The organism is Pseudomonas sp. ICMP22404 (genome assembly GCF_006227205.1).
Classification (GTDB): domain Bacteria; phylum Pseudomonadota; class Gammaproteobacteria; order Pseudomonadales; family Pseudomonadaceae; genus Aquipseudomonas.
This window is the reverse complement of record NZ_VCNG01000006.1, coordinates 150,247-164,434: the sequence shown is the minus strand read 5'-3', so window position 1 is coordinate 164,434 and position 14,188 is coordinate 150,247. Positions and strand designations below refer to the sequence as shown.

The following is a 14,188-nucleotide window of genomic DNA, read 5'->3' as shown; positions in this document are numbered from 1 at the left end:
CAACAATGAGCTTGAAAGTGTTCGTGCCGAGCTTGCTGGTCCTGGCCCTGGGCGCCTGCGCCGTGGGGCCGGACTACAAGGCACCGCAAACCGAGGCGGCGAATATCACCACCGCCACCGACGGCGCCGCCGGCCAGAAGAACTTCGACCGGGCCCGTTTCGAAGGCGTCTGGTGGCAGCAGTTCGATGACCCGACCCTCAATGCGTTGGTGACCCGATCCTTGGAAGGCAACCGCGAGTTACGCGTCGCCTTCGCCCGTCTGCGGGCGGCGCGAGCCATTCGCGACGACGCCAGCAATGACGCCATGCCGACCATCACCAGTCGCGCCAGCAGCAACCTGGGCAAAGGCCAGATTCCGGGACAGACCACCGACCGGGTCAATACCGAGCGCTACGACCTGGGCCTGGACATGGCCTGGGAAGTGGATCTGTTCGGGCGCATCCAGCGCAACCTGGAAGCCACCGACGCTGATCAGCAGGCGGCCGAGGCCGATCTCTACCAACTGCAGGTGACCATGATCGCCGAGCTGGTGGATGCCTACGGTCAACTGCGCGGCGCCCAACTGCGGGAAAAAATCGCCCTGGCGAACCTCCAGAACCAACAGGCGTCGCGCAAGATCACCGAAAGCCTGCGCGATGCCGGCGTAGGCGATCAGTTGGATGTGGTCCGTGCCGACGCCCGCCTGGCCTCCGTAGAAGCCAGCGTGCCGCAGTTGCAGGCCGAGCAGGTGCGTCAGCGCAACCGCATCGCCACCCTGCTGGGTGAACGTCCGGACAAACTGAGCGTGGACCTGAATCCCAAGGACCTGCCGGCCATTGCCAAGGCCTTGCCGATCGGCGACCCGGGACAGTTGCTGCAACGTCGGCCGGATATTCTCAGCGCCGAACGTCAGTTGGCCGCGGCCACCGCACGCATTGGCGTGGCCAAGGCCGACCTGTTTCCACGGGTCAGCCTCAGCGGCTTCCTTGGTTTCACCGCAGGGCGTGGTTCGCAGATCGGCTCGTCGGCGGCCAACGCCTGGGCGCTGGGCCCGAGCATTACCTGGGCAGCCTTTGACCTGGGCAGCGTGCGGGCTCGCCTGCGCGGCGCCAACGCCGAGGCCGATGGCGCCCTGGCAACTTACGAACAGCAGGTGTTGCTGGCACTGGAAGAGTCGGAGAACGCCTTCAGCGATTACGGCAAACGCCAGCAACGGCTGATCTCGCTGATCCGCCAGAGCGAATCCAGCCGTGCCGCTGCCGATCTGGCCGAAATCCGCTACCGCGAAGGCACCGTGGACTTCCTCGTGCTGCTCGACGCCCAGCGCGAACGCCTCGCCGCCGAAGACACCCAGGCCCAGGCCGAAGTTGACCTGTACCGCGGCATCGTCGCGATCTACAAGGCCCTGGGCGGTGGCTGGCAGCCGGAAACCGTCGCCAGCAACTGACCGACCTCTGCACAGAGCCCCTTTGGTTGACCGCAATCAACCAATTCATTACCCCGCGTTCATTTGGACGCGGGGCTTTTTTTGTCTGGCTGATGGCGCCCGAAGATTATTGGCTCACCTTGCAAGTCCCAAGAGTGTTGGCTCGGTTTGCAACACTACCCTATAGATCGATCTACGAGTTACCAGGGACGGTAACGTCGAAAGTACCCTTCAAGATCTTCGTCCCGTTGAATGGAGCAATCAATTCAAACTCACCGACGGCGTGCAAATTGGCCTCGTCCCATTTGCATACGACTCTCCCTCCTGTCGCTGCCCCCTGCGAAGCACCAAACCGTATCCAGCTTCGAACGTAAGGCGATGGCAAAATAATCTCTTTTTTCTGAAGGCCGTCGCGCATGACAGACACCTCAATGAATTGAGTTATGCCAAACTCGCCATCATTCAGAGCAAATATCATATATACGTTTCCGTGCTCAAACTCCCCTCTGATATCAGTGAACCTCAGATTTTCTAAAGTAGCGACTGCAAACCCCGCGCCCTTTTTTGAAGCATGCTCGACACTTTTATCGATTTTCGCTGTGCTCTTCATGTCAGCTCCTGCCAATCCAATTATTAAAGTCGTCCCGACCAGACTTGCCAGCAACAGCTGACGAAACTGAGGCTCAACGACCCTCGATAACAGACCGTTAGTCTTGCAAATTCATTCGAGCACACGACGGCGTAACCAAACACTGTCAAGTCTGACAGCGGTTCATATTAATTCGACATAACCCGCACTGACTGGCATACCATTTTCACAGGCCAACGAACGAATCAACCTCATAGATCCGACGCCATCGCGGGCAAACCCGCTCCACAAGGTTCAATCCATGGCTCAGGGTTTGACTCAGGCCCCCACCTGACCGAAGCTTGCGACATTTCACGCTTTTGGTAATGGACTCCCTGCATGCCCACGCCTCGCCGTCGCTATCTGCTCCTCAGCCTCTGTGTCCTGTTGTTGATCGGTGTTGTCGCGGCGTGGCTACGCAGCACCACGCCGCAAATCCCCGAAGCGATCAAGCGTGGTTACAGTGAAGCCCTGGAAAGTGCCCGTAACGGACAGCCGGGAGCCGCGCGCATGCTTTACCAGCAAATGGGGCGTCCGGACCTCTCGCCCAAGCGGCGTGTGTGGCTGCACGCCGAACTGCCCAACTACCCAAGTCCCCAGGCCTTGAAACTGGCGGATGCGGACCTGCACAACGCATCGGCGGATGTACGTCGGGCGGCCATCGGCAGCATTGTCGGACTGGTGCCGACGGCGCAACGCAGCCTGCTGCTGGGGCCGCTGCTCGATGATGACGACTCCAGCGTGCGATTTGCCGCCGTGAACGCCCTGCTGGGCCTGTCGCCGGATGACCTGGGCTTGTACTTCGGCGCCATGCAACTGGCCATCGACACCTGGGAACAGCAACTTCAAGACGGCCCGCAAACCACCGACGCCTTCTATCAACTCGCCCGCCTGCACCTGCACAACGCCGAGTTGAAAAAGGCCCAGCAAGCCCTGGAACAAGCCCTGCGCCTGAAGCCGGACAACCTGCCAGCAGTGGTCTTGCAGATCGAAGTACTCGACAAACAGGGCCAGGGCGAAGCCGCACGACAATTACTCGCAAGACAGTTGCAAACCCAGCCGCAGTCAGCTTACCTGCAACATGCGCTGGGCATGTGGTTGCTGCAACATGGCCAGGGCGAATACGCGGTGCTCGGCTTGGCAAAAGCCGTGGAACTGGAGCCCGACAATCGCTATTACCGTTATGACCTGGCCACCACCCTGCATGCCGAGCAGGAGCTGGAAGCCGCGCAGAAACAGTTGCAGGAAATTGTCCAGCGCTACCCTGCCGACCGCAAGGCCCGGGTGTTGCTGATCAACTACTGGAAGGAAACCGGGCAGTTGCAGAATGTGCAGATCCTGCTGGCGAAACTGGAACAGCTGAACCCTGACGATCCGGTGCTGCAGCAAGGCTTGTAGAAGACCTCGACCACATCGCAAGTTATACAACTTCACCGGTTATGTAACAGGAAGTGGAACCGCCATCATCGCCAAAGGTCAAGTATTCAGACACTTCAACCTGCTTTACTTCCTTAGCCATGAGGGGGCTATTTTTGTCTACATTGAACGAGTTGATCGACGCCAAAGCCGCCACCGGTATCGAAGGACTGGACAATATCCTCTCCGGTGGCCTGTCCCGCGGCCACGTGTTCCTTTTGGAAGGGGAACCCGGCACCGGCAAGACCACAGTCGCGTTGCATTTCCTGTTGGCCGGCGCCCAAGCCGGCGAACGCTCGTTGTACATCACGTTGTCGGAAACCGAGCGTGAATTGCGCCAAGGCGCGACCTCCCACGGGTGGACCCTGGACGACAACATCCATATTTTCGAACTGACGCCGCCTGAAAGCCTGCTCAATGCCGAGCATCAGCAAAGCCTGCTGTATTCTTCGGACCTGGAGCTGGGGGAAGCGACCCGGCAGATTTTCGAGGTGGTCGAACAGGTCAAGCCGACCCGGGTCGTACTCGACAGCCTGTCGGAGATCCGTCTGCTGGCGCAGAGCTCCCTGCGCTATCGCCGGCAGATCCTGGCGATCAAGCACTACTTCGTGCGCTACGACGCCACCGTCCTGCTGCTCGATGACCTGACCACCGAATCCCTGGACAAGACCGTGCACAGCGTCGCCCACGGGGTGATTCGCCTCGAAGAGTTGACGCCCAATTATGGCGCCGAACGGCGACGGATCCGGGTGGTCAAGTATCGCGGGCAAAAATACCGTGGCGGCTTCCACGACTTCACCATCATGGGGGACGGTCTTCACGTCTTCCCGCGCCTGGTGGCGGCCGAGCATCGCGGGCAATACCTGCGTCAACAGCTGTCCAGCGGCATTGCGGAAATGGACGCCCTGCTGGGTGGCGGTATCGAGACCGGTTCAAGCACCTTGATCCTGGGGCCGGCAGGTACCGGGAAGTCGCTGATTTCGATGATTTTCGCCGCAGCGGCCGTGCAACGGGGCGAAAAGGCTGCCCTGTTCATTTTTGACGAAGAGCTGGGCCTGCTGTTCGAACGCATGAACAATATCGGCATCGACCTGAAGGCGCTGCAAGAAACCGGCAACCTGTTGATCGAACAGGTAGACGCCGCCGAATTGTCTCCTGGTGAGTTCTCCCACCGGGTACGCCGCTGCGTCGATGAAGGTGACATCAAGACCGTCGTCATCGACAGCATCAACGGCTACCAGGCCGCCATGCCGGAAGAAAACGCTCTGGTGCTGCACATGCATGAGCTGTTGCTCTACCTCAATCGCAAGGGAGCGGCCACCTTCATGACCGTCGCGCAACATGGACTGGTAGGCGATATGCAGGCGCCGGTGGACATTACTTATCTGGCCGATACCGTGATTCTATTGCGGTATTTCGAGGCGCTGGGCAAGGTCCGCCGAGCGATTTCCATCATCAAGAAACGCACCGGCAGCCACGAATCGACGATCCGCGAGTACCGCATCAGCGGGCAAGGCATGACGATCGGTGAACCACTCGAAGCCTTTCAGGGTGTTTTGCGTGGGGTACCGACCTATATGGGAGCGGACCACCCGCTGCTCAGGGATGAGCTCCAGTGATGTTGGTCGAGCCCCTGTCGGAGCGGGCGCTGATCCTCGCGCCGCTGGGACGGGACAGCCAGATCGCCATGATGATCCTCAATGAAGCCGGGTTCACCGGCCTCATTTGTCGCCATCTGGGGCAATTGTGCAACGAGCTCGAGCATGGCGCCGGCCTTTTGGTGATCTCGTCGGAAGCCTTGGTGGGCCCCGACCTGGAAACATTGTTCCAGCAGATTGAACAACAGCCGGCATGGTCGGACCTGCCCATCGTCCTGCTGACCCATCATGGTGGTCCGGAACAGAACCCGGCGGCGCGTATCGGCATGCAACTGGGCAACGTGACGTTCCTGGAGCGCCCTTTTCATCCAGTGACCCTGGTCAGCCTGGTCACCACCGCCTTGCGCGGTCGACGAAGGCAATACGAGGCCCGGGAACGCCTGATCGATCTCAGCAAGAGCGAGCTGCGCCTGCAGAATACCCTTGAAACCCTTGAACAACAGGTAGAAGAGCGCACCGCTCAATTGCGCCACAATGAAGAAGCCCTGCGCCAATCGCAGAAAATGGAAGCGGTGGGCCAGCTGACTGGCGGTATCGCCCACGACTTCAACAACATGCTGACCGGGATCATCGGCAGCCTCGAACTGTTGCGCAGACGTCTGGCACGGGGCCGCACCGAAGACCTGGACAGCCTGATCGACCTGGGCGTGACCTCGGCCAACCGCGCAGCCGGCCTGACCCATCGCTTGCTGGCTTTCTCCCGGCGCCAGTCCCTGGACTCCAAGGCCGTGCAGATGAACACCCTGGTGCTGTCCATGGGGGAGCTGTTGCAGCGTAGCCTCAATGAGAGCATCCGGCTGGACATGCAACTGGAAGACCAGCTCTGGATCGCCGAGGCCGATCCCAATCAACTGGAAAGTGCCCTGCTCAACCTGGTCCTCAACGCGCGGGATGCCATGCCGGAAGGCGGAATGCTGGTGGTGCGCACGTTCAACACACATCTGGATGCCGGTTTCACCGACGCGTACACCAACCTGGAGCCCGGCGACTATGTGGTGCTGAGTGTGCAGGACAGTGGGTGTGGCATGCCCGAATCAGTCGTCAATCGCGCGTTCGATCCATTTTTCACCACCAAGCCCATCGGCCAGGGCACTGGGCTGGGCCTGTCGATGATCTATGGATTCAGCAAGCAATCCCGTGGCCACGTGGCAATCGACAGTGATGTCGGCAAAGGCACCACCGTCAATCTTTATCTGCCACGCTTCCTGGGCGAGGCAATCCCCGAATCATTGGCCGCCCCCCAGCACGCGGCTCCTGCGCAAGCCGGCGAGACCGTGCTGATCGTCGAAGACGATCCGGCAGTCCGGGTGCTGGTCAGCTCGGTACTGGGCGAACTGGGCTATGCCTTCCTCGAAGCCGGCGATGCCAACGGTGCGTTGCCGATTCTCGAATCAGGCCAGCGCATCGATCTGTTGATCAGCGACGTGGGATTACCAGGCATGAACGGCCGGCAACTGGCGGAAGTCGGCCGGCAGATCCGCCCGGACTTGCGGGTGCTGTTCATCACCGGCTACGCCGAGCATGCGGCGGTACGCGGGGGCTTCCTTGACCAGGGCATGCAGATGATCACGAAACCGTTCACCTTTGACCTGTTGACGGCCAAGGTCCGGGAAATGATCGGGGCTTGAGTCGAATCCCATGTGGGAGCCAGCCTGCTCGCGAATGCGGTATGTCTGCCTCAGAGACGTTGAATGCGCCATCGTCATCGCGAGCAGGCTCGCTCCCACAGGGTTTTGTGGCGTACACGAAGCTGCATACGCCGCAGGACCCGGTGTGGGAGCGAGCCTGCTCGCGATAGCGGTATGTCTACCGCAGAAATGTTGAATGTGCCGCCGTCATCGCGAGCAGGCTCGCTCCCACAAGGGTTGGGGTGAACTCAACAGCGTCAGGACAACATCGAGCGCATGATGCCCTGCAATTCGTCCAGGTCGAACGGCTTGTCCAGGATCGGCGCCTGGCGGGTGATGGGGCTGTCGGTGTCGCGCACTTCCTGGGCGTAACCGCTGATGAAGATCACCTTCAGCTCAGGACGCAGCTTGACCGCGGGTTCGGCGATCTGCACCCCGGAAATACCGCCCGGCAGTCGGAAGTCGGTGATCATCATGTCCAGGTGGGGCTTGCTTGCCAGGATTTCGAAGGCCTTATCACCATTTTCGGCCTGCAGCACCCTGTACCCCACCCCTGACAGGTAGGTGGACAATACCATCATGATCGACGGATCATCCTCGACGACCAGTACAACATCTTGCGCATCTTCACTCATGGGAAGCCTTCGTTCGATCAATAGCTGCTGATACGACCGTAGGGTCATTCAGAGGTTGCGTCAATGCGACGTTTTTTGGAAGGACGGAGAGCTGCAAGGGCAAGCAAACACGGAATAACGCGCCTTCGTTGATGCGGCTATTGACCGTGATGGTCCCTCCATGGGCGGTGACGATCTGCTCGGAAATGAACAAGCCCAACCCCAAGCCGGAGGCGACCGCCTTGGAGGTCACCCGCTCGAACTGCTGGAAGATGCGTTTCTGGTTCTCCTCGCTGATACCGATGCCGCGGTCCTGGACCTCGATACAGGCGTGCTCGGGCGTCTTGTAGACGCGCACATCGATCGGGCTCTTGCCCCCATAGCGCAACGCGTTGGTCAGCAGGTTCGACACCACTTGCTCGATCCGAAACTCATCCCAGAGCCCTTCAACCGAAGGCTCGGCGGTGTAATTCAACGCGCATTCGGCAGCCACGATCTGCGGTTGGAAATTGCGCAAGAGGTTTTCCACCAAGGCCGAGAGGTTGAAACGGGTCGGTCGGATGGACAACTTGCCGGTACGAATGCGTGATACATCCAGCATGTCCTCGATCAGTCGGATCAGGCTCTTGATCTGCCGCTCGTCGCGCTCGACCATAGCCTTGACCTTGTCCAGGCTGAACGCGGCGGCGTTGTCCCGAGCCAGATGCATCTTGCGCAGTTGTGTCTCGAGAATCAGGCCGTTGAGGGGCGTGCGCACCTCATGGGCGACGATCGACATGAAGTCGTCACGCATACGCACCGCCTGCTCCAGTTCGCTGCGGGTGGCCTGCAACTGCTGAAGCAGCACTTCCTGTTCCCGGCGACTCTGCTCCAGGGCGACGACCTGTTCCTTCACCGCCCTCTTCTGGCGATGGAGTTCCACGAACACATTGACCTTGCTCTTGACCGCATGGGTGTCCAGTGGCTTGTGCAGAAAGTCCACCGCACCGTTTTCATAACCGGTAAAGGCATAGTTGCGTTCCCGGCCGGCGGCGCTGACAAAAATGATCGGAATGCTACGGGTCTTCTCCGTGCCCCGCATCAGCTCGGCCAGCTCGAAGCCGTTCATGTCCGGCATCTGTACGTCGATGATGGCCAGGGCAAAGTCATGTTGCAGCAGCAGGGACAACGCCTGGTCGGCCGACTGAGCCTTGTAGACCTTGCGGTCGTCCCCCTTGATCAGGGCTTCCAGCGCCAACAGATTCTCCGGCAGATCATCGACGATCAGCAGTTTGGCTTGAATATCTCTTGGCATGTGGTTCATTCCAGCCCGGCCAACAATTGGCCGATGCCTTGTAAAGTGAGGATATGGTCGGGCTCGTGCAGGGCCAGCGCGGCTTCCGGCATGGTCGAAACCTGAGCTTCGGCGGGGTCTTGGACGACGGTGATTCCGCCCAGTTCCTTGACCCTGGCCAGGCCCCGGGCGCCATCGTCGTTGGCCCCGGTCAGCACGATCGCCAGCAGGTTCGAGCCGTAGACGTCGGCGGCCGATTCGAACAGGACGTCGATGGACGGCCGGGAATGGTGCACCGGCTCCTCCAGGCTCAACGACAGGCTGCGATCGGCCTCGACCGACAAATGGTAGCCAGGTGCGGCGACATACAGGGTGCCGGCTTGAATATCCTGTTTGTCCCGAGCCTCTTCCACCGGTATCGCCAGGCGATGACCAAGGACTTGTGCCAACTGGCTGTGGCGCTCGTTGGGCAGATGCAGCACTACCAGGACAGGCAAGCGGAAGCCCTTGCGCAGTTGCCCGAACAGCCTGAGCAGCGCCTCCACACCACCGGCGGATACACCAACGGCAATAGCTTCTATTGCGGGTCCGGGTCTGTCCGTTGTCTGGCTCATAGCTTGCGATAGATCCGTTCCTGTTTGACCAACGGCTCGAATTGCTTGCCGAACACCGAGAAGTCCAGCGTCTCCTTGCTGCCCAGCACAAGAAAACCACGGTGACACAGGGACTCATGAAACAGTCCGAACGCGCGATCTTGCAGTTTTTTATTGAAATATATCAATACATTACGACAAGAAATTAATTGAGTCTCTGAAAAGACGCTGTCCGTCGCCAGGCTGTGATCGGCAAAGGTCACATTCTCACGCAGGGTCTTGTCGAACATCGCATAATCGTAGGCGGCGGTGTAGTAATCAGCAAACGAGCGCCGTCCTCCGGCCTGCTGATAGTTCTGGGTATAGGCCCTCACGTTCTCCAGGGAAAAAATGCCCTGCTTGGCCTTCTCCAACGATCTGGGGTTGATGTCGGTCGCATAGATGAGCGTGCGGTCCAACAGCCCCTCTTCACGCAGCAGAATCGCCATGGAATAGACCTCCTCCCCTGTGCTGCAGCCCGCAATCCAGATTTTGAGCGACGGGTAGGTCTTGAGCAGCGGCACCACTTCCTGGCGAATTGCCAGGAAGTGCGAGGGGTCGCGGAACATCTCGCTGACGGGAATCGTCAGCAACTGCAGCAACTGCATGAACATGCCCGGATCGTGCAGCACACGCTCCTGGAGTGCCGAGATGGTTCGGCACTCGAACTGGCTCAGCGCATGGAGGACCCGGCGCTTGATGGAGGCGCCGGAGTAATCCCTGAAGTCGTAGCTGTATTTGAGGTAGATCGCCTCGATCAACAAACGCAGTTCAATGTCGGTGTCTCTTTCCACTAAATTCTTTCCATATTCGGCAACCACACGCGAATCAGCGAAAACAGGCGATCGAGGTCAATCGGTTTGGCCAGGTAGTCGTTGGAGCCGGCGGCGATGCACCGCTCCTGATCATCCTTCATGGCCTTGGCCGTCACGGCGATGATAGGCAACTTGCGCCAGCGCGGGTCCTTGCGGATTCGCGCAGTGGCTTCGAAACCGTCCATTTCCGGCATCATCACGTCCATCAGCACCAGGTCGATGTCTTCCACCTCATTGAGGCGTTCGATCGCTTCGTAGCCATTACGGCCGATGACCACGACCGCCCCTTTTGCCTCCAGGGCGCTGGTCAGTGCAAAGATGTTGCGCACATCGTCGTCCACCAGCAACACCTTGCGGCCTTCGAACACTTTGTCCCGGCTGCGGGCTGTCTGGAGCATTCGCTGCCGTTCATGGGACAACCGGGATTCGACTTTGTGCAAAAAGAGTGTCACCTCGTCCAGCAGACGTTCTGGCGAGCGGGCGCCCTTGATGATGATCGAGCGCGAATACTTGCGCAGCTCGGCCTCTTCGTCGCGGGTCAGGTTGCGTCCGGTGTAGACAATCACCGGCGGGAATGAGCAGATCTCTTCGGTGGACATGCGCTTGAGCAGATCATTGCCCAGCATATCCGGCAGTTTCAGATCGATGACCATGCAATCGTAGACGTTGGTCCGCAGCAGATCCAAAGCCTGCTGGGCCAGGCCGACGGCGGTGATCTCGATGTCCTCGTCGCCGATCAGGCGGGTAATGCTGTCGCGCTGCAGGTCGTCGTCCTCCACCAGCAACACTCGCTTGACCTTCTGGGTCAGCTTCGCTTCCAGGCGGGCGAATACATCCTTGAGCTCTTCGCGGGTGGTCGGTTTGACCGCATAGCCGATGGCGCCCATGTGCATCGCGGCTTCGACGCGGTCTTCGACAGAAATCACGTGCACCGGGATATGCCGGGTCTCGGCCCGTTCCTTGAGCCGTTGCAACACCGTCAGCCCGGAATGATCAGGCAGGCGCATGTCCAGCAGGATGGCGTCGGGGCCCAGCTGCGAGGCCAGGTCAAAGCCTTCGTCGGCGCCGTGGGCTACCAGGCATTGGTAACCCAGTTCATGGGCGAGGTCGAAAAGGATCCGGGCGAACTTGGGCTCGTCTTCGATCACCAGGATGCAACGGCCGTCGAACGGCGCCTTGTCCCGGTCATCGGCGAAGCGGGCAATGGGAAGGTCCACCTGGGCAACCAAGGGTGCCGGTGTAGCGGCCGGCACATCGGTGATGGAGGCCGGCACAGTGGCCGTTGGCGTGAAGGTCCGCGGCTCCACCGGTGTATCCCCAGGCTCGACATAACGCTCAGGCAACACCAGGGTGAACACACTGCCCTGCCCCGGCGCGCTGGACACGGAGATCGAGCCGCCCAGCAACGCCGCCAGGTCCCGGGAGATCGACAGCCCCAGGCCAGTACCGCCGTAACGGCGATTGGTGGTGCCATCAGCCTGGCGGAATGCCTCGAAGATGCTCTGCTGCTGATCGGGGGAAATACCGATGCCCGAATCCCGCACCATGAAGGCGATGCCTGAACCCGGCTGGCCGGCCACGGACAGGCTCACGGTGCCTTGCTCGGTGAACTTCACTGCGTTGGACAACAGGTTCTTGAGTACCTGTTCCAGACGCTGGCGGTCGGTGTACAGCATCGCTGGCGCGTCGGGCAGCACCTGGACGTCGAAGCCCAGGCCCTTGTCGGCCGCCAGCGGCTTGAACATGTCGCGCAGACCTTCCACCAGGCGCGACACGCCCGTGTTTTCCGGACGCACCTCCAGCTTGCCGGCCTCGACCTTGGAAATGTCGAGGATGTCGTTGATCAGGTTGAGCAGGTCATTGCCGGCGGAGTAGATCGATTCGGCAAACTTGACCTGCTCCTCGCTCAGATTATTCTGCGGATTCTCCGCCAACAACTTGGACAGGATCAGCGAACTGTTGAGCGGCGTGCGCAATTCGTGGGACATGTTGGCGAGGAACTCGGACTTGTACTTGCTCGAACGCTGCAACTCTTCAGCGCGTTCCTGCAGCTGGAGCTGGGCCAGGTTCAGCTCGTTGTTCTTCTGGTCCATGGCGTCGCGTTGCTCGGCCAGTTGCTCGTTGGTCTGCTCCAGTTCCTGCTGCTGGGCCTCCAGGTGGACCTGGGACTCCTTGAGAATGCGCGACTGCTCCTCTAGCTCTTCGTTGGCGGTCTTGAGCTCTTCCTGCTGGACCTGCAGTTCTTCGTTCAATTGCTGGGTTTCCGCCAGTACCTCCTGCAAGCGCTGCCGGTAGCGGGCGGCTTCGATGGAGGTGCCGACATTACCTGCAATCAGTTCCAGCAACTCGATGTCACGCTCGGTCAACGGCCGCAGGAAGCCCAGTTCGATGACGCCGTTGATCCGGTCGTCATCGCTGGTCGGCACCACCACCACGCTGTTGGGCAAGCCCTGCCCCAGCCCCGAACTGACTTTCAGGTAATCGTCGGGTACAGGGTCCAGACGAATAAGACGCCCCTGCTGCACGGCCTGGCCGACGATGCCTTCACCGGCAACAATCATTTGGTGCTGTTCGTCCTCCTCCCGGGAAAGACCGTAGGTGGCCACCCGCTTGAGCACACCGTTTTCCTCCCGCGCGTACAGCGCGGCAACGACGGTGTCGAGGTACTTGGCGCAGAACTGCAGGATATTGCGCCCCAACAGGTTCAGGGTCAGTTGCCCCAGCACCTGCTCGGCCAATTGGGTCTGGCCATTGCGCAGCCAGGCCTGTTTCTCCAGGTGCAAGGCACTCTCTTGCTGTATCCGCAGGCTGGCGCCGTAACTGTTGGACAGGCTCAACAGATCTCGTCGTCCGACATAGGCCAGCAATCCGCTGACGGCGGCAACGAACAGCAAATAGAGGGTAATGCTCCAGACCGTGGTGGAGCGCACCTCTTCGTTGCGCGTCGTACGCAATTGCTGCTCGGTGTCGACGATGTCTTCAAAGGTCTTGCGGATTTCATCCGTCAGGCGCTTGCCGCGCCCGGCCTTCACCGCTCCCCGATAATCGCCGCTGCTGCGTTGCAGGTCGATCATGCTCTGGGCGTAATTGGCCCACTCCGTCTGGAGCGCTTGCACCTTGCGCAAGCGTTCGGTCTGGATGGGGTTGTCGGCTGTCAATTCCAGCAATGTCTCAAGCGCGACGGCAATACGCGGCCTGGCGATCTCATAGGGGTCGAGGAAGTGCTCATCCCCACTCAGGAGATAACCGCGCATGCCGGTCTCCAGGTCCACGCTCAGCTTGATGGCTTCATTGGCATTACTGATCACCCGATCGCTGTGCCCGACCCACTGGATCACCGACAGCAGATAAGTGATCAGCACAATGAAAAACACCGCGCTGAGGGCGCCTATGCCCAGCGGCAGGCTGATATTACGGCTCAGGAGTTTGCGAAAGCTTTGCTCGTCAACCGAAGACGAAGGAGTCATGGAAAAGGCCTTGGCGAACAGTTGAAAACCATGGAGTTTGCCCGAAAGACACGGACTGGATCCACATTTCTGACAAAGTCAAAGGCACAATTCCCACAACGGCCAATCCCGTAGCAAGGAAGCGACTATCCTTGTCAGCTCTTGTACTATAGATCCTTTCTTGTACAGGCTCGGGAACTTGTGTCGCCTCGCTACTTACTCATGCATGAGACCCTTTTCGCCCTTCCCGATTTTTTCTTCTGAGAATAATGACTATGTCCACCCCCGCCCCTGTCACCGCCACCACCGTTCTGGTAGTCGAAGACGACGACATCGTCCGGATGTTGATCGTTGATGTCCTGGAAGAACTGGAATACAGGGTGCTCGAAGCGGACGGTTGTGAGCAGGCGCTGGACTACCTGCGCAACATGGATCAACCGATCGAGCTGATGATGACGGACATAGGCCTGCCGGTGATGGACGGCCGCGAGCTGGCCAAGCAGGCCCGCCTGGTACGGCCTGGGCTGCCGGTCCTGTTCGCCAGCGGCTATGCCGAAAGCGTCGACGTGCCGGAAAGCATGGCGGTGATCGGCAAGCCTTTTTCCATTGATCAGCTACGCGACAAGGTCAGAAGCATTCTTTCTTGAGCCCAAGCGGATTCTTGGTCACTAT

At 59.8% G+C, this 14,188-nt stretch carries 11 protein-coding genes; 5 read left to right on the top strand and 6 right to left on the bottom strand.

Features of this window, described 5'->3' with window-relative positions:
• Positions 1-5: 5 nt before the first annotated feature.
• Positions 6-1,427 (top strand): efflux transporter outer membrane subunit, encoded by a 1,422-nt coding sequence (locus FGE05_RS13165; RefSeq protein ID WP_139645708.1) that lies wholly within the window; start codon positions 6-8, stop codon positions 1,425-1,427.
• A gap of 172 nt (positions 1,428-1,599) precedes the next feature.
• On the opposite strand, the gene FGE05_RS13160 is transcribed toward FGE05_RS13165, so the two are convergent.
• Positions 1,600-2,016, bottom strand: a complete 417-nt coding sequence (locus FGE05_RS13160) for a hypothetical protein (protein WP_139645530.1) — start codon at positions 2,014-2,016, stop codon at positions 1,600-1,602.
• Between the two features lie 357 nt (positions 2,017-2,373).
• On the opposite strand from FGE05_RS13160, the gene FGE05_RS13155 reads away from it, so the two are divergent.
• The 3 genes from FGE05_RS13155 (at position 2,374) to FGE05_RS13145 (ending at position 6,736) form a co-directional block, all read left to right on the top strand.
• Complete coding sequence (locus FGE05_RS13155; RefSeq protein WP_139645529.1) at positions 2,374-3,432, top strand: lipopolysaccharide assembly protein LapB; 1,059 nt, start codon at positions 2,374-2,376, stop codon at positions 3,430-3,432.
• Positions 3,433-3,566: 134 nt separating this feature from the next.
• Positions 3,567-5,069 carry an ATPase domain-containing protein gene (locus tag FGE05_RS13150; RefSeq protein WP_139645528.1) on the top strand — a complete coding sequence of 501 codons (1,503 nt, stop codon included), beginning with the start codon at positions 3,567-3,569 and terminating at the stop codon, positions 5,067-5,069.
• Positions 5,069-6,736, top strand: coding sequence for a response regulator (locus tag FGE05_RS13145; protein WP_373682471.1), 1,668 nt, complete (start codon positions 5,069-5,071; stop codon positions 6,734-6,736). The genes FGE05_RS13150 and FGE05_RS13145 overlap by 1 nt, the downstream gene beginning before the upstream one ends.
• Before the next feature lie 257 nt (positions 6,737-6,993).
• Here FGE05_RS13145 and FGE05_RS13140 read toward each other — a convergent pair whose 3' ends face one another.
• The 5 genes from FGE05_RS13140 to FGE05_RS13120 are packed head-to-tail and all read right to left on the bottom strand — an operon-like array spanning position 6,994 to position 13,537.
• Complete coding sequence (locus FGE05_RS13140; protein ID WP_139645524.1) at positions 6,994-7,371, bottom strand: response regulator; 378 nt, start codon at positions 7,369-7,371, stop codon at positions 6,994-6,996.
• Positions 7,364-8,644 carry a hybrid sensor histidine kinase/response regulator gene (locus FGE05_RS13135; protein WP_139645522.1) on the bottom strand — a complete coding sequence of 427 codons (1,281 nt, stop codon included), beginning with the start codon at positions 8,642-8,644 and terminating at the stop codon, positions 7,364-7,366. Before FGE05_RS13135 ends, FGE05_RS13140 begins: the two co-directional genes overlap by 8 nt.
• A gap of 5 nt (positions 8,645-8,649) precedes the next feature.
• Positions 8,650-9,237, bottom strand: coding sequence for a chemotaxis protein CheB (locus FGE05_RS13130; protein WP_139645520.1), 588 nt, complete (start codon positions 9,235-9,237; stop codon positions 8,650-8,652).
• Positions 9,234-10,049, bottom strand: a complete 816-nt coding sequence (locus FGE05_RS13125; RefSeq protein WP_139645706.1) for a protein-glutamate O-methyltransferase CheR — start codon at positions 10,047-10,049, stop codon at positions 9,234-9,236. Before FGE05_RS13125 ends, FGE05_RS13130 begins: the two co-directional genes overlap by 4 nt.
• Positions 10,049-13,537: a response regulator gene (locus FGE05_RS13120; protein ID WP_139645518.1), complete on the bottom strand. Its 3,489-nt coding sequence runs from the start codon at positions 13,535-13,537 to the stop codon at positions 10,049-10,051. Before FGE05_RS13120 ends, FGE05_RS13125 begins: the two co-directional genes overlap by 1 nt.
• A gap of 254 nt (positions 13,538-13,791) precedes the next feature.
• On the opposite strand from FGE05_RS13120, the gene FGE05_RS13115 reads away from it, so the two are divergent.
• Complete coding sequence (locus tag FGE05_RS13115; RefSeq protein WP_139645516.1) at positions 13,792-14,163, top strand: response regulator; 372 nt, start codon at positions 13,792-13,794, stop codon at positions 14,161-14,163.
• Positions 14,164-14,188 lie beyond the last annotated feature (25 nt).